Here is a 15,240-nt window from a genome sequence, read left to right on the forward strand (position 1 = left end):
GCGCGCCGCGCCGGCGGCCGGGGCGGCGGGCGCGTGCCGTCATTCGTCGGCTTCCTTCGCGACCTTCGGATACACGCGCACGAGCACGATGCGCGGCCCGTTCATCTTCTTCACGACGACGTCGAAGCGGTCGAACGACACCCGCTGGCCTTCGCTCGGCAGGTCGCTCAGCGCCTGGATCACGAGGCCGCCGACGGATTCCGCGCGCCCCTCGTCGATGTCGATGCCGAGCGCCTGCTCGAGCGACACGACGGGCAGGCTGCCCCTGCCCATCAGCGTGCCGTCGTCGAGGCGGGCCCAGTCCGAGTCGCCCTGGCGGAATTCGTCGTGGATCTGGCCGACGAGCGCGCCGAGCAGGTTGTCGAGCGTCAGGTAGCCGATCGGCTTCTCGCCCTTCTTGCCGACCAGCGCGAAATGCGGCGCGCCCTTGCGGAAGCGGCGGAACAGGTCCAGCGCCGGCGTGTCCGGCTTCACGTACTGCACCGGCCGCACGTAGTCGGACAGGTCGTCGAGCGCCGCGCCCGCGTGGCGCGCGAGCAGCAGGTCCTTCAGGTGGATCAGCCCGCTCACCTGTTCGCGCGACGCGTCCTCGAACAGCGGGTAGCGGCTGAACCGGTGCCGCGCGACGATCTCCATGTTGTCCGGCAGCGGGATGTCGCGACGCAGGCCGATCATCTCGTGGGCCGGCCGCATCAGGTCGGACACGGTCATCGACGAGAAGTCGAGCGAATGCGCGAGCGTGTTCCACTCGTCGTTGCTGTACGCGCCGCGGGCCGGCTGCGACGGGTTGCCGGCGGTGCTGCGGCGGCTGCGCAGGATCAGCTTCAGCTCGTCAGTCGAGTAGTGCGCGTCGCCGCCGTGGTCGGCCGACAGGCCCGCGAGCTTCAGCACCGCGTTCGCGCTGTTGTTGAGCACCCAGATCGCCGGGTACATCGCCCAGTAGAACGCATAGAGCGGCAGCGCGACCCACAGGCCGACCTTCTCGGCCTGACGGATCGCCATCGATTTCGGCGCAAGCTCGCCGACGACGATGTGCAGGAACGAGATCAGCGAGAACGCGAACGCCAGCGAGATCAGGTGCACGAGCTGCTCCGACTGCACGCCGATCAGGTCGAGCAGCGGGCCGATCAGTTGCGCGAACGCGGGCTCGCCGATCCAGCCGAGGCCGAGCGATGCGAGCGTGATGCCGAGCTGGCACGCGGAGAGGTACGCATCGAGACGGCCGTGCACGACGCCGAGGATGCGGCCGCGCAGGCCGTGCTTGCGGGCAAGTGTCTTGACGCGCGTCGCGCGCAGCTTGACGAGGCCGAATTCGGCCGCGACGAAAAAGCCGTTGAGGGCTACCAGGAACAACGCGCCGATCAGCGCGAAGATCTGAACCAAGGATTTGCTCCGGAAATGTCAGGCCCGTCAGTATAGGGCCGGAAAGGTAAACGTAATATTGGATGTCGCTGCAGGCTTACACGGGCGCCTCGCACGGGAAGTCGAGCGCGAGGGTGACCGCCGCGCCGTCGGCGAACCGGTCGTGCGTGAACGTGCCGCCGTGCGCGAGCGCGACGCGCTGCGCGAGTGCAAGCACCCATGCAACGCGTTTCGCATCGCGTTCGCGCAGCATCTCGCGGCGCGCGAAGGTCTCGAACACGTGCGGGCGGGCCGGATCGGCGAGCGCCGCGGCATCGACGCCGCAGGCCACGCGCGCGACGAGCCGCGCGCCGTCGCGCGCGCACGAGAACGCCACGCGGCCGCCGGCGGGGCTGGCCTCGACGGCGGCGACCAGCATGGTCCAGAGCGCCTGCGCGAGTCGTTCGCGGTCGGCGGTGAGCGACGGCGCGCCGTCGGGCGTCGTCACGTCGAGCGTCACCTGCCGCGCGTCGGCGAGCGCGAAGCGGGCGAGCGCGAGCACCTCGTCGAGCAGCGGGCACAGCGCGAACGGCTGCGGCGCGAGCACGAGCGTGCGCGTCTCGGCGCGCGGCGCGTCGAGCGCGTCGTCGATCAGCTTCACCTGCTGGTCGATGCCGGTGCGGATGCCGGCGAGCGCGCGCTGCAGGCCGGGATCGGCGTTGGCGAGCTGGCGCTCCAGCACATACGCCCAGCTGTGCATCGCGTTGAGCGGGCTGCGCAGGTCGTGCGACGCGGTCGACAGCGCCTGGTCGCGGAGGAACAGCGCCGCCTGCGCGGCATAGTGCGCTGCGCGATCGCGCAGCGGGTCGGCGGGGTCGGGCGTCAAGGGGCGGGCCTGTCGGAAGCGGTTGGACGTGAATCGTGAAGTGAATCGGGAACCGCCATTATAGGGATCGGGCGCGTCACGCCGGCACCGCGTCCTCGTCCTTCTTCTCCACGTCGCCGCGCGGCAGCAATTGGCACGCGAGCAGGCCGGCGAGCATCAGCGCGCAGCCGACCAGCGCGCGCAGCGTCAGCGTTTCGCCGAGCGCCGCCCAGCCCGCGATCGCGGCGAACACGCCTTCCATGCTGAAGATCACCGCCGCATGAGCGGGCGCGGCGTCGCGCTGCGCCACCACCTGCAGCGTGTAGCCGACGCCGACCGACAGCAGGCCGCCGTACAGCAGCGTCGGCAGCGCGCCGCGCAGCATCGCGCCGTTGAGCGGCTCGACGGCGAGGCCGACCGCGAGGCACAGCACGCCGCAGGTCGCGAACTGCAGGAACGCGAGCACGAGCGGATCGTGGCGCCGCGCGAGGTGGCCGACCGCCATCACGTGCGCGGCGATGATGACTGCGCCGGCCAGCTGGAACCAGTCGCCGTACAGGATCGAGAAGTGTTCGTCGATGCTCAGGAAATACAGCCCGATTGCCGCGAGCAGCGCGCCGAACCACGTGCCGGCGCCGATCCGGTGGCGCGCGAACACGCCCATCAGCGGCACGAGCACGACGTACAGCGAGCTGATGAAGCCGGCGTTCGCGATCCGCGTGTATTGCAGGCCGACCTGCTGCAGCGAGATCGACGTCGCGAGCAGCGCGCCCAGCGCGAGGCCGGGCAGCAGCAGCGCGGGCGCACGGCGGATTGCCGCGAGGTGCGTGCGCGACGCCGCGTTGAGCGCCAGCAGCGGCACGAGCACCAGCGCGCCGAGCAGGAACCGCAGCCCCGTGAACAGGAACGGCCCGATCACGTCGAGGCTCAGCCGCTGGGCGACGAAGGCCGATCCCCAGATCGCGGCGGCGCCGAGCATCAGCAGGTTGGCGCGGAGGTGTTGGCGTGCGGTGGGCGTCATGACGAAATGTAAGCCGGAGGACTGACGAAACCTGTCAGTTTACGCCGAGATTGCAAGGCTGTCGGCAAATCGCCGCAGCGCGGCCACCGAGCGGGCGTCGCGCACGCGTGCATAGAGCATGACCTGCGAGTGCGGCAGCGGCGGCAGCCCGAATTTCGCGCCGACGTCGACCAGCGTGCGCGGCGCGACGCGGCGCGCCAGCGGGCAGACCGCGAGCCCCGCGGCGGCGGCCGCCGCGACTGCCGCGACGCCGCCGCCCGTGAAGCGTTCGCGCCACGGCTGCCCCGCGCGGTCGAGCGCGCGCAGCGCGGCGGCCCGCACCCCGCACGGGCCGGCCAGCACCGCGAGCGGCAGCGGCTCGCCCGCGCGCGGCGCCCAGTCCGGGGCCGCGAGCCATGCGAGCGGCTCGGTGAACAGCAGCGTGCCGTCGTCGCGCGGCGGGTCCTCGCCGGGCTCGTGGCGCACGATCGCGGCGTCGAGGCGGCGCTCGTCGTACAGCGCGAGCAGGCTGGCGGACATGCCGAGATGCATCTCGAGCGACAGTCCCGGGTCCTGCCGGTGCAGGGACGTGAGCACGGCCGGCAGGTCCGGCACCGCGACGTGCTCGCTGACGCCGAGCGACAGGCGTCGCGTGCCGGCCGCGATCGCGCCGAGCGCGTCGTCGTGCGCATCCAGCAGCGCGCGGGCCGCGGGCAGGAAGGTCTCGCCGTCGGCCGCCAGCTTCACGACCCGCGGCGTGCGCTCGAGCAGCGGCTTGCCGAGATGGGCTTCAAGCCGCTTCAGCTTCAGGCTGACGGCAGATTGCGTGGTGCCGAGCGCGTCGGCCGCGCGCGTGAAGCTCGCGAGGTCGGCAACCAGCACGAACGCCCGCACCGCATCCAGGTCGAGGACTTTCATTTCAAATGAAAATGAATGAAATATGCATTGATGACTGTTAATTATAGTTCGGCGTCTTTAACCTGACGTGGCGTTTCCATCCCTCAACGTCACCGCCAGGAGAACCACCATGCCATTCACCCGTATCGCATTGCGCGAAGGCAAGCCGGCCGAATACCGCGCGGCGCTCGTCGACGGCGTGCACCGCGCGCTGATGCGCACCTTCAACGTGCCCGAGGACGACATCTTCATGGTCGTGACCGAGCATGCGAACGAGAACTTCGTGTTCGGCCGCCATTACCTCGACATCGAGCGCAGCGACGATCTCGTGATGATCCAGATCACCGCGAACAACACGCGCACGCTCGAGCAGAAGCAGGCGCTGTACCGGACGATCGCCGACAACCTCGCCGAGCGGCCCGGCGTGCGGCCGCAGGACGTATTCATCAGCCTTGTCGAGGTGCTGAAGGAGGACTGGTCGTTCGGCAACGGCATCGCGCAATACGTGGTCTGACGCACGGCAAGCGGCCGGCCGCGCCCGGCTCGCGTGCGGTTTTGTGCCGTGTACTATGAAGACTGCATCACGAACGACGCCGGCTCAGGGGAGACGCCGGCGATTCAATATGAGCGGGAGCCTCCATGTCGCGGGTGCTGGAAGTCGTGTTGTGCATGTCGTTGGAAGGTTGGCCGGCTGCATCGGGGAGCCGGGCCCGGAGCGCGCAGCGCGACTTCGGTGCCGAGCTTGGCCGTGCGTGGCGGATCTGTCCGCAGGTCAGGATGAAGCGCGGCCATGAACGCGTGACGATCGAGCCGTGCGAGGCCGTCGAGGCCGAGCCGAGCCCCGGCGAGAGCTGGTGGAACTGGGTCGAATCGACCGCGCGGGAGCGGCGCGTCGTCGCGGCGCGCACCCGGACGCTCGCGCCCGGCGTAACGTTGCGCGACGTGTTCGACACGGAACACGAGGGAATCGTCGTTGCGGCGCCGCAGCCGGAGGCGCCTGCGCCGGACGGTCCGTCCGATTCGAACCCGTCGTCCGATGCCGACGAGGCCGAGGCGGCGGACGTGGCCATTGCCGTCGCGAGCGAAACCCCCGTGCAGGCCGACGCTGCGGCCGCGCGCGTGCGGCTCGTCAGCACGCGGCGGCGCGGGCGGTGGGCCGACGACAGCGGCGTGGCGGTCGAGATGACGCTCGACGACGTCGAGATCCACGGTGTCGACGCGTCGCCCCGACGGTACTGCGAACTGCGTCTCGTCGCGCCCGACTGGGAGACGCCGGACGCACGCGCCGCCGCGCTGCGCGCGCTGTTCGCCGCCGCGCGCGAGCTGAGCGGCGCGTGGCCGGCGTTCGTCCAGCTGACGAGCGTGATCGACCGCGCGTGCGCGGGCGCGCTGGCCGACGCCGCGCCGGTGAAGGCGCAGCTCGTCGACCTGGGCGGTGTCCGCACGCAGCGCGCGGCGCTGTTCGCGCTGTCCGGCGACATCGCCGCGCAGTGGCTCGGCAACGAAGGCGGCGTGCTCGACCACGAGGATCCCGAGTTCGTTCATCAGATGCGCGTCGCGCTGCGCCGCCTGCGCACGCTGATGCGCTTCTTCCCGCGCTATGCGAACGAAGGCTGGAAAGACGCGTTCGGGGCGGACCTGCGCTGGCTCGCGTCGCTGCTCGGCACGGTGCGCGACTGGGACGTGTTCTCGACGGAAACCCTGCCCGCGCTGATCGCGGCCGACGGCGACAGCGCCGATTGGACGGGCACCCTCGACGCGGCGCGTGCGCAGTGCGCGGCGGCGCGCGTCGAGCTGCGCCAGGGGCTGCATTCGGCGCGGTACGCGCGGCTCACGCTCGGCTGGCTCGAATGGCTGAGCGCGTTCGCGCTGCCGCCCGCCGAGGGCGACGATGCGCCGTCATTGAAGCGGCACGTGACCAAGCGTGTGCGCCGGCTGTTCGGCCACCTGTACGGCGCGCCGTCGCTCGCGACGCTCGACGCCGCCGCGCGCCACCAGGTGCGGATCGACGCGAAGCGGCTGCGCTACGCGCTGGAATTCTTCGCGTCGCTGGCCTCGCACCGCACGCGCACCAAGACGACCAAGACACTCGCGCGCGTGCAGAGCGTGCTGGGCGAGGCGAACGACACGGTGGTCGCGCTGCATCGTCTCGAACAACTCGCGGCGCCGCCGTATCAGACCGGCTTCGTGCGCGGCTACGGCGCGGCGCTCGAACGGCGCGCGGTGCAGGACGCCGAAGCGCTGCTTGCCGGCCTGCGTCCGCCGAAGCTCGGCGGCAAGACGGTGGCCGGTCGCGGGCGCTGACTATAATGGCGGCCCGTCCTTGCCACGCCGACCGATGAGCGCCGAACCGTCACCGCCTTCCCGTACCGAGCCGCTCGAACTGGGCGGCGAGCTGTGGCTGCGCGCGGGCGCGCAGATGCTCGGCGGCTCGACGCGCATCGCGCTGCTGGCGGCGATCGGCGAGACCGGCTCGATCACGCGCGCCGCGAAGGCGGTCGGCATCAGCTACAAGGGCGCGTGGGAAGCGATCGACACGATGAACAACCTCGCCGGCGAGCCGCTCGTGCTGCGCGCCACCGGCGGCAAGGGCGGCGGCGGCACGACGCTGACGCCGCGCGCGGCGTCGCTGATCGCCGCGTTCCGGACGATCGAGCGCGAGCACCGCCGCTTCATCGATGCCGCGAGCGCGGCAGTGTCCGGCTTCGACGTCGACTGGGCGCTGATCGGACGAATCGGCATGAAAACCAGCGCACGCAATCAGCTGTTCGGGAAGGTCGCGTCGATGCGGCGCGGCGCCGTCAACGACGAAGTGGCGCTGACGCTGCCCGGCGGCCAGACGATCGTCGCGGTCGTCACGCATGAAAGCACCGAGGCGCTCGGCCTGCAGGTCGGCGCCGACGCCTGTGCGCTCGTCAAGGCGTCGTGGGTCATGCTCGCGGCCGACGACGGCGCGCCGGTCAGGGTGTCGGCGCGCAACCAGCTGCACGGCGCCGTCGAGACCGTGAAGGGCGGCGCGGTGAACAGCGAGGTGACGCTCGTGCTCGACGGCGGCGGCACGCTGACCGCGGTCGTGACGAACGACAGCGTCGACGCGCTGCAGCTCGCCGCCGGGCGGCGGGCGATCGCGCTGTTCAAGGCGTCAAGCGTGATTCTTGCGGTGACGGGCTGACGCCCGGCGCCCACGCCGGTTGCCCGGCTTCCGTTACACGTGTCTGTTACACGCGTCTGTTACACGTGTGTCGTTACACGACGCGCGTCGGCCACGCGGCGTGCGCGCTCGCGGTCCGCACGCGCCCGTCGCTCAATTGCACGACCTGGTCGCCGAACGCGGCGACGTCGTCCGGATCGTGCGTGATCAGCACCATCGGAATGTCGAGCCGCGCCTGCAGCTCGGCGAGCTCGTGGCGCATCCGCTGGCGCATCGCGCCGTCGAGCGCCGCGAACGGCTCGTCGAGCAGCAGGATGCGCGGCTGCGCGATCAGCGCGCGCGCGAGCGCGACGCGCTGCTTCTGGCCGCCGGACAATTGCGCCGGATACTGGCTCGCGAGCGCTTCCAGCTCGAACGCGTGCAGCCAGTACGCGACTTCCGGCGGCAGCGTCTTCGCGCGCGGATTGCGCAGCCCGGGCGTGAGCCCGAACGCGATGTTCTGGCGCACGTTCAGGTGCGGAAACAGCGCGTAGTCCTGGAACAGGTACGCGACCCGGCGAGCGCGGGTCGGGACGTCGATGCCGCGCGCGGCGTCGAACAGCGGCTCGCCGTCCAGCGCGATCGTGCCGGCGTCGGGCGCCAGCAGCCCCGCGATCGCCTGCAGCGTCAGGCTCTTGCCCGCGCCGGACGGCCCGAACAGCACGACGCGCTGCGACGTGGCCGCGAACGACACGTCGAGCGTGAAGCGGCGCTCGGCGCTCGCGTAAGTCTTGCGGATGTCGACGACGAGGCTCATGTCAGCCTCCGCCGGGCCGTCCCCTCGGGGGACAGCGCGTAAAGCGAGCGTGGGGGCCGTTTCATCATCGCGCTCCGCTCAACGCGCGCGACGGCACGAGCCGGCCCGCCGCGAGCAGCACGACCACGCACGTGATCGACGTCACCAGCACGAGCAGGTTGGCGGTGCCGTCGTCGCCCGCCTGCACGGCCGCATAGACGGCGACCGACAGCGTCTGCGTGCGGCCGGGCAGGTTGCCCGCGATCATCAGCGTCGCGCCGAATTCGCCGAGCGCGCGCGCGAACGCGAGCAGCGCGCCCGCGAGGATGCCGCGCGCGGCGAGCGGCAGCGTCACGCGGAAGAACACCGCGGCTTCTCCGAGGCCGAGCGTGCGCGCGGCGCGCTCGAGCTGCGGATCGACGCCTTCGAATGCCGCGCGCGCCGACTTCAGGATCAGCGGGAACGCGACGACCATCGATGCGATCACCGCGCCTTGCCACGTGAACACGAGCTGGATGCCGGCCGAATCGAGCCATGCGCCGAACACGCCGCGCCGTCCGAGCAGCACGAGCAGGTAATAGCCGAGCACCGTCGGCGGCAGCACGAGCGGCAGCGTCAGCAGCGAGTCGACCACGTCGCGCGCGGGCGAGCGCCAGCGCGCCAGCCCGAACGCGGCGGCGACGCCGAGCACGATGTCGAGCGCGGTTGCCCAGCCGGCCACCTTCAGAGACAGCAGCAGCGGAATCCACGCGTCATGCATGTCGCAACTCGCTTGTTACTTGCCGACGGCCGGCTTGAAGCCGAACGTCGCGAGCACCGCCTGACCTTGCGGCGACGTGACGAAATCGACGAACGACTGCGCCTGCGCGGCATGCCGGCTGTCCTTGACCACCGCGATCGGGTAGGTGATCGCGGTCTGGGTCGGCACTGTCAGCGCGACCTTCACGCGGCCGGGCATGACCGCCGCGTCGGTGCCGAACACGAAACCGGCGTCGACCTCGCCGCGCGCGACGTAATCGAGGCTCTGGCGCACGTTGGCCGCCAGCACGCCCTTCGCGCTGATCGCGTCCCAAACGCCCGCCGCGCGCAGCGCGCCTTCGGTGTAGCGGCCGACCGGCACCGACGCCGGGTCGCCGTACGCGATGCGCTTCACGCCGGGCGCGGCCAGGTCGCGCAGCGATGCCGGCGCGGGGGTGCGGCTATCGGCCGGCACGATCAGCACGAGCGAGTTCGCGGCGAAATCACGCCGCGTGCCGGGCGCGATCACCTTCTCGTCCGCCGCGCGGTCCATCGCCTTCTGGTCGGCGGACGCGAACACGTCGGCCGGCGCGCCCTTGACGATCTGCTGCATCAGCACGTCCGACGCGCCGAAGTTGAACAGCACCTTGGTGTCAGGATGCTGCTTCTCGTATGCGTCGCCGACGGCCTTGAACGCGTTCGTCAGGCTGGCGGCCGCCGACACGACCAGTTCGTCGGCGGCGCAGGCGGGCGCGTTGAGCGCGATGCCGCCGGCGAGCGCGGCGAGCGGCAGCAGGCGAATCAGGGTGCGACGGAGCGGGCGGACGGGTGAGCGCATGGCGAATCTGGTTCGGATGACGGAAACCGTAATCGTAATATAGGGCGGGTTATAACGCTCGGCATAATGCACATTCAGTGAACGGCATGGTCATGTTGCGGAAGCGGGAAGCGGGCCCGATGGGCGCACGCCGCCGGCCGGGCTGCGGCGACGTGTCGCGGGTTACGCGTGCAGTGCGCCGGGCTGCGCGCCGGGCAGTGAGTTGGTGCGCTGCAGCGACGACGGCTGCGACGCGGGGCGGTAGTTCGGATTCGCCTTCCAGCGCGCGCGCACGAACGGCCGCTCGTGGCCGGACAGGTGCAGCGCGACCTGGGTCACCCAGCGATGCGACGGCACGGTGACGCCGTGCAGCGCGACGGTGACGAGCGCGAGGCTCACGATGACGGCCGGCACCGACCAGCGGTGCGGCTCGGCGCGCCACGAAGCGGCGATGAAGACCAGCGCGGCGAGCGCGCCGACGATGCAGCCCGTGACCGACTCGGATGGTGAATGCGCGGCGAGCGCGACGCGCGACACGCTGACCGCGACGCCCGCCGCCAGCCCGAGCGCGATGCCGAGCAGCCGCAGCGGCGTGCGCGCGCGAATCAGCGCCAGGAAGATTGCAACCGGATAGACCGACGTCGACAGCATCGCGTGGCCGCTGAAGCCGGTGAAGTCCCACGTGCGGATGCCGATGCCCCAGCCGAGGAACGCGATCTTCGTGAGGGCGACGACACCGATCGCGCACGCGAGGACCGCGAGCCATCCTGCGGCGCGCTGCCACGAATAGCCGAGTGCGAGCCAGACGGCGATCGTGATGGCGAGCGGCAGCGTCAGGCCGGCGCCACCGAACGCGGTGATCGAGATCCACAGGTGAGACGGCAGGTCGAACATCGGGCAGGAGAGCAAGCAGGGGCGGGACGAATGCTTAATTAACGCGCGAGCCGGGGAGAGCGACTACAACGGATACAAGCGGCGAAACACCAGTATAGCGTCGCGTATGCATGGAGCCCGATTTTTGCGCGGACGGGAACTATCCCCGCGCAGGATAAATCCCACAAACAGTGTTATTGTGCATTGCACAAACTCCGAACGATGCGCTCTTTGTAGCGTCCCCAATTCCTGACTGCGAGCCCGATCAATGACCAAAAGTCTGACGAAGATGTGGCTGGGCGGCGTAAAACGCATGCTGTCCCCGCCTGCCAAAGGCGCGGCGCGCGACGCGCAGCGCATGGCGCTCGACGTGATCGAAGCCGCCGCGCCGCCCGCCGCCGCCGATTCGCCGCCCGTGCGCGAGTCGCGGGTCCGGCCACGTGCGGCCGCGTGGGCGGCCGGCGAGTGGACGCGCGGCGAACATCCGATGGCGCCCGCGATCGGGCGCCTCGTCCAGCAGCTCGCGTACGCGCTGTACGTGCCGCCCGGCCGCCGGCGCGGCGGCATGCCGCTCGTCGTGATGCTGCACGGCTGCACGCAGACCGCCGACGGATTCGCGCAGGGCACCCGGATGAACCTGCTGGCCGACCGGTACGGATTCGCGGTGCTGTATCCGGAGCAATCGCTGCGTGCGCATTCGCACGGCTGCTGGCACTGGTACGAGGACACCGACCGCGCGGGCCGCGGCGAGGCCCACGCGGTCGCGTCCCTCGTCGATGCGCTGGTCGACGCGCGCGGCTTCGACGCGTCGCGCGTCTATGTCGCCGGGCTGTCGGCCGGCGCGGGCCTCGCGTCGCTGCTCGCGCTGCATTTCCCGGACCGCTTCGCGGCGATCGCGCTGCATTCCGGGCCGGCGTTCGGCGAAGCGAATTCCGGCATCACCGGGATGGACGTGATGCGGCGCGGCCTGCGCCAGAACCCGGTCGCGGCCGTGGACGCACTGATCAGCGCGAACGACGCGCATCCCGGCATGCCCGCGCTGATCGTGCACGGCGACGGCGATCACGTGGTATCGCCGAAGAACGCCGATCAGCTTGCGATCCAGTTCCTGCGGCTGAACGGGCTGGCTGACAGCCGCGGCGCGTTGCGGGGCGGCGAGCGGGTCGACCTGCCCGAGCGCGGCGCGCAGATCCGCGACTATCGCCGCGGCGGCGCCTCCGTCGTCCGGCTGTGTCACGTCAAGGGGCTCGACCACGCGTGGGCGGGCGGCGACGAAGCCGTGCCGTTCCATGCGGCGGTCGGTCCTGACGCGAGCGAGATGATCTGGTCCTTCTTCGACGCCCATCGCCGCACTGTGGCGGCAGAACGACGCACCGTCTGATCGACGCTGGTCAGATGCTAGGGTTTTCCCTATAATTCGGGAAAACCCTAGTCCAAGACCTTTAGATTTGCGAGATCGATCATGTTCATGCTGAGCCGTCTGTTCCTGATGCTGACCAAGAATGCCGAGCAGGCCGCCAAAGAGCGCGCCGATACTTACCTCGCCGGCGCTTCCGACCTGTATGACCTCGAATTCCGCATGCGCAAGCTCGATCGCGAAGGCGTGTCGGGCCGTCCGTCCTGGATGACCGCGCGTTAATCGTCAGGCGGGGCGCAGCCCGCCATCCGATCCGGCATTGCGCAAAAAAGGGCGCGTGCGGCATGCAAGCCGCACGCGCCCTTTTTGCATTTGGTGCCGCTGGCGTCAGATGACCGTCAGGCGCACCGGCACGTTGTTGCGCGTCGCGTTCGAGTACGGGCACACCTGGTGTGCCTTGTCGACGAGCGCCTGCGCGGCGGCCTTGTCGAGGCCCGGCAGCGACACGCGCAGTTCGACGTCGAGCGCGAACCCGCCCGCGTCGTTCGGGCCGATGCCGACTTCGGCCGTGACCTGCGTGTCGGCCGGGATTGCCTGCTTGCTCTGGCCGGCGACGAATTTCATCGCGCTCAGGAAGCACGCCGAATAGCCTGCCGCGAACAGCTGCTCGGGATTCGTGCCTTCGGCGCCGGTGCCGCCCAGCTCGCGCGGCGCGGCGAGCTTCACTTCCAGCTTGTTGTCTGCCGATACTGCGCGGCCGTCGCGGCCGCCCGTGCTCGTTGCGCTCGTCTTGTACAGAATGTTCATGGTGCAGCTCCTGTCGGGATAGAGGGAAGCGGTCCGGTCAGATACGTTGCTACCGGCCACGGACAAAATATAGAACACAAATGATTTGCGTGCAAACTAAATTTCAAAAAAATTGCCCGGCGAGGCCGGGCTCGGTGGTCAGCGGTCGTTGGAGGCCGCCAGCGCTTCGCGCAGCTGCTTCAGATCAGTGCGCAGCCGGACCAGGAATTCCGGCGTCTGCTGCATTGCGCAAAACAGGTCGGCGGGCACCGAGCGCGCCTTTTCCTTGAGCGCGCGGCCGTCCGTTGTCAGGCGTACGTTCACGACACGCTCGTCGGCCGCGCTGCGCACGCGTTCGACGTAGCCGAGCGCTTCCAGCCGCTTGAGCAGCGGCGTGACCGTGGCCGGATCGAGATCGAGCCGGGCGGCGATGTCCTTGACTGCGATGTCGTCGCGCTCCCACAGCACCAGCATCGCGAGATATTGGGGATAGGTCAGCGACAGCTTGTCGAGCAGTGGCTTGTACGCTTTCGTCATCGCGTGCGAAGTCGCGTAGAGCGCGAAGCACAATTGCTCGTCGAGCGTCTGCGGCAGGGTGGGCGGGCGGTCCATGATGCGGCGTGCGGTGTCGGCGCAAAAGATTTGCATGCAAATGATTTTGCGCGCAAATGATTCGCTTGAACAGGGGCGAAGCCGGCGACGGATGCGCCGGCCGTGGGGGAGGATCAGCGGCCCGACGACGGCGTGGCCGGCGCGTCCGGCTCCTGCACGCCGAAGCAGCCGCGATAGGTCGCGTAGAACGAGCAGTAGACCATCGCGCCGATGATGGCCATCAGCACCGGCATCATGAGCTTGAGCGTATCGATGCCGGCGCCGACCGCCTGCAAGACCAGCGACAGGACGAGCGACGTGCCGAGCATGACGCCGAACCACACCAGGCCGTAGACGACGAACGCGCCCCGGTTGCGCCAGCAGCTGACGATGCTGAAGAACATCGCCTTCACGGGCGGGATGTCGTGCCATGCGCTGAGCACGGGCGCGAACCAGAACAGCATCGAGACGGGCACGTAGACCAGCGACGCGACCAGCAGCGAGAGGAGCGTGCCCGGCGGCACCACGAGCGCGTCCGGGCTCGTGTTCGTGCTCGTGCTTGCGTCGCTCGTTGCGCCGACCATCGCGTTCAACATCGCGCCGCTGTCCACCATTGCCGCTGCCGCGACCACGAGCACCATCGCCGCGACATAGATCGCGCCGAGCACGAGCAACCGCTGGGTCGCGACGGCGCCGTACGAATGGAAGCCGTCGACGAGAATCGTCGGCAGCACGTGCTTGCCGGCCACGGTGTCGCGGCACGCGGCCATGAAGCCGACCGTCAGGCCGGGAATGAGCAGCGGCGGCAGCGCCGCGCCGATCACGGGCACCCTCGATACGAGCGCAATGGCGAGCATGTACGTCACGAACAGCGTGATGAACGCCAGCGGGTTCCGGCGGAACAGCCAGATGCCTTGACGGAACCAGACGTAGCCGGTCTTCGCGGGGACTTCGATCAGTTGCATGCGGGTTGGGTCTCGGGAAGCGCGGGCATATGCGCGATACGCTCGCGCAGGATGCGTTCGAAATGGCCGGGATCGTGCGGCTTCAGCATCTCGGCCGCACGGGGCAGGTAGAAGTCGTACAGGCGCGACACCCAGAAGCGGTACGCGCCGGCGCGCAGCATGTCGCCCCAGTGGTGGCGCTCCTCGGCCGTGAACGGCCGCACCGTCTGGTACGCACGCAGCAGCGCGTCCGCGCGTGCGTGGTCGAGCACACCCGTCGCGAGGTCGACGCACCAGTCGTTGACGGTCACCGCGACGTCGAACAGCCACTTGTCGCAGCCGGCGAAATAGAAGTCGAAGAAGCCGCCGAGTGTCACGTTATGGCCCGTGTCCGGCGCCGCGTGCGCGAACAGCGCGTTGTCGCGGAACAGGTCGCAGTGGCACGGCCCGCCCGGCAGCGCCGCATAGTCGGCGGACGCGAAGAAGCGCGCCTGATGCGCGAGTTCGCCTTCCAGCAGCGCGAGCTGCCCGGCGCTCACGAACGGCGCGATCGCCGGCACGTTCTCCTGCCACCACGGCAGGCTGCGCAGGTTCGGCTGCGTGCGCGGATAGTCGCGGCCCGCGAGGTGCAGCCGCGCGAGCATCTGCCCGACCTCGATGCAGTGCTCGACGCCCGGCGCCAGTTCGGCCGCGCCGTCGAGCTTCGTGACGATCGCGGCCGGCTTGCCGTGCAGCTCGCCGAACAGCGCGCCGTCGTTGCGCGGGACCGGGTCCGGCACCGGCACGCCGTGGCCGGCCAGGTGGCGCATCAGGTCGAGATAGAACGGCAGTTGTTCGGCCGTGAGCTTCTCGAAGATCGTGAGGACGTATTCGCCGCGGGTCGTCGTCAGGAAGAAGTTGCTGTTCTCGATGCCGGACGGAATGCCGCGGAACGCGACGACGTCGCCCAGTGCGTAGTGGCGCATCCAGTGCGCGAGATCGGAGTCGGAAACAGCGGTGAATACAGCCATGCGAGGTGCGTCGAGTCAGGTTGGGCGGGCACGCGTGCCGCGTGCGTCGCGAAAGGGAAGCGGGGAGAGCCCGTGCGCCGCTGCCGGGGCCGGCG

Annotated in this window: 17 protein-coding genes; 5 read left to right on the plus strand and 12 right to left on the minus strand. The window is 69.9% G+C overall.

Annotated elements, in window-relative coordinates; all coding sequences use genetic code 11:
• Positions 1-39: 39 nt before the first annotated feature.
• The 4 genes from HWX31_RS22950 to HWX31_RS22965 all read right to left on the minus strand — a co-directional run bounded on the left by HWX31_RS22950 (position 40) and on the right by HWX31_RS22965 (position 4,124).
• Entirely contained in the window at positions 40-1,383 is a 1,344-nt protein-coding gene (locus tag HWX31_RS22950; protein ID WP_174965962.1) for a hemolysin family protein, read from the minus strand.
• 76 nt (positions 1,384-1,459) lie between these two features.
• Positions 1,460-2,227, minus strand: coding sequence for a sensor histidine kinase (locus HWX31_RS22955; RefSeq protein ID WP_174965963.1), 768 nt, complete (start codon positions 2,225-2,227; stop codon positions 1,460-1,462).
• Positions 2,228-2,303: 76 nt separating this feature from the next.
• On the minus strand, positions 2,304-3,227 hold the full coding sequence (locus HWX31_RS22960; RefSeq protein WP_174965964.1) for a DMT family transporter: 924 nt from the start codon (positions 3,225-3,227) through the stop codon (positions 2,304-2,306).
• A 39-nt stretch (positions 3,228-3,266) separates the two neighbouring features.
• Positions 3,267-4,124 (minus strand): LysR family transcriptional regulator, encoded by an 858-nt coding sequence (locus HWX31_RS22965; RefSeq protein ID WP_175933967.1) that lies wholly within the window; start codon positions 4,122-4,124, stop codon positions 3,267-3,269.
• A gap of 109 nt (positions 4,125-4,233) precedes the next feature.
• Here HWX31_RS22965 and HWX31_RS22970 point away from each other — a divergent pair, with 109 nt between their 5' ends.
• The 3 genes from HWX31_RS22970 (at position 4,234) to HWX31_RS22980 (ending at position 7,275) form a co-directional block, all read left to right on the plus strand.
• The gene (locus HWX31_RS22970) at positions 4,234-4,617 is read left to right on the plus strand and encodes a tautomerase family protein (protein WP_059610835.1); all 384 of its coding nucleotides are present in this window, start codon (positions 4,234-4,236) and stop codon (positions 4,615-4,617) included.
• 125 nt (positions 4,618-4,742) lie between these two features.
• Positions 4,743-6,407, plus strand: a complete 1,665-nt coding sequence (locus HWX31_RS22975; RefSeq protein WP_174962801.1) for a CHAD domain-containing protein — start codon at positions 4,743-4,745, stop codon at positions 6,405-6,407.
• Positions 6,408-6,441: 34 nt separating this feature from the next.
• Positions 6,442-7,275: a TOBE domain-containing protein gene (locus tag HWX31_RS22980; RefSeq protein WP_174962803.1), complete on the plus strand. Its 834-nt coding sequence runs from the start codon at positions 6,442-6,444 to the stop codon at positions 7,273-7,275.
• A gap of 73 nt (positions 7,276-7,348) precedes the next feature.
• Here HWX31_RS22980 and HWX31_RS22985 read toward each other — a convergent pair whose 3' ends face one another.
• The 4 genes from HWX31_RS22985 to HWX31_RS23000 form a co-directional block, all read right to left on the minus strand.
• Positions 7,349-8,050: a sulfate/molybdate ABC transporter ATP-binding protein gene (locus HWX31_RS22985; RefSeq protein ID WP_174962805.1), complete on the minus strand. Its 702-nt coding sequence runs from the start codon at positions 8,048-8,050 to the stop codon at positions 7,349-7,351.
• Positions 8,051-8,114: 64 nt separating this feature from the next.
• A complete protein-coding gene (modB, locus tag HWX31_RS22990) occupies positions 8,115-8,789 on the minus strand; it encodes a molybdate ABC transporter permease subunit (protein ID WP_174962807.1) in 675 nt (224 codons plus the stop codon).
• 15 nt (positions 8,790-8,804) lie between these two features.
• A complete protein-coding gene (gene modA / locus HWX31_RS22995; RefSeq protein ID WP_174962809.1) occupies positions 8,805-9,605 on the minus strand; it encodes a molybdate ABC transporter substrate-binding protein in 801 nt (266 codons plus the stop codon).
• 162 nt (positions 9,606-9,767) lie between these two features.
• A complete protein-coding gene (locus HWX31_RS23000; RefSeq protein WP_174962811.1) occupies positions 9,768-10,478 on the minus strand; it encodes a phosphatase PAP2 family protein in 711 nt (236 codons plus the stop codon).
• Positions 10,479-10,725: 247 nt separating this feature from the next.
• Between HWX31_RS23000 and HWX31_RS23005 the strand changes: the two genes are divergently transcribed.
• Entirely contained in the window at positions 10,726-11,838 is a 1,113-nt protein-coding gene (locus HWX31_RS23005; RefSeq protein ID WP_174962813.1) for an extracellular catalytic domain type 1 short-chain-length polyhydroxyalkanoate depolymerase, read from the plus strand.
• Positions 11,839-11,919: 81 nt separating this feature from the next.
• A complete protein-coding gene (locus tag HWX31_RS23010; protein ID WP_080423512.1) occupies positions 11,920-12,096 on the plus strand; it encodes a DUF3563 family protein in 177 nt (58 codons plus the stop codon).
• Positions 12,097-12,201: 105 nt separating this feature from the next.
• Here HWX31_RS23010 and HWX31_RS23015 read toward each other — a convergent pair whose 3' ends face one another.
• The 4 genes from HWX31_RS23015 to HWX31_RS23030 all read right to left on the minus strand — a co-directional run bounded on the left by HWX31_RS23015 (position 12,202) and on the right by HWX31_RS23030 (position 15,145).
• The gene (locus HWX31_RS23015) at positions 12,202-12,621 is read right to left on the minus strand and encodes an organic hydroperoxide resistance protein (RefSeq protein ID WP_010089118.1); all 420 of its coding nucleotides are present in this window, start codon (positions 12,619-12,621) and stop codon (positions 12,202-12,204) included.
• 138 nt (positions 12,622-12,759) lie between these two features.
• Positions 12,760-13,212, minus strand: coding sequence for a MarR family winged helix-turn-helix transcriptional regulator (locus HWX31_RS23020; protein WP_174962935.1), 453 nt, complete (start codon positions 13,210-13,212; stop codon positions 12,760-12,762).
• Between the two features lie 113 nt (positions 13,213-13,325).
• Positions 13,326-14,156 (minus strand): BPSS1780 family membrane protein, encoded by an 831-nt coding sequence (locus HWX31_RS23025; protein ID WP_174962815.1) that lies wholly within the window; start codon positions 14,154-14,156, stop codon positions 13,326-13,328.
• A complete protein-coding gene (locus HWX31_RS23030) occupies positions 14,147-15,145 on the minus strand; it encodes a homoserine kinase (RefSeq protein WP_174962817.1) in 999 nt (332 codons plus the stop codon). Before HWX31_RS23030 ends, HWX31_RS23025 begins: the two co-directional genes overlap by 10 nt.
• Positions 15,146-15,240: the final 95 nt, after the last annotated feature.

Origin of the sequence: Burkholderia ubonensis (assembly GCF_902833085.1) — a bacterium.
GTDB classification, from domain to species: Bacteria; Pseudomonadota; Gammaproteobacteria; order Burkholderiales; family Burkholderiaceae; genus Burkholderia; species Burkholderia ubonensis.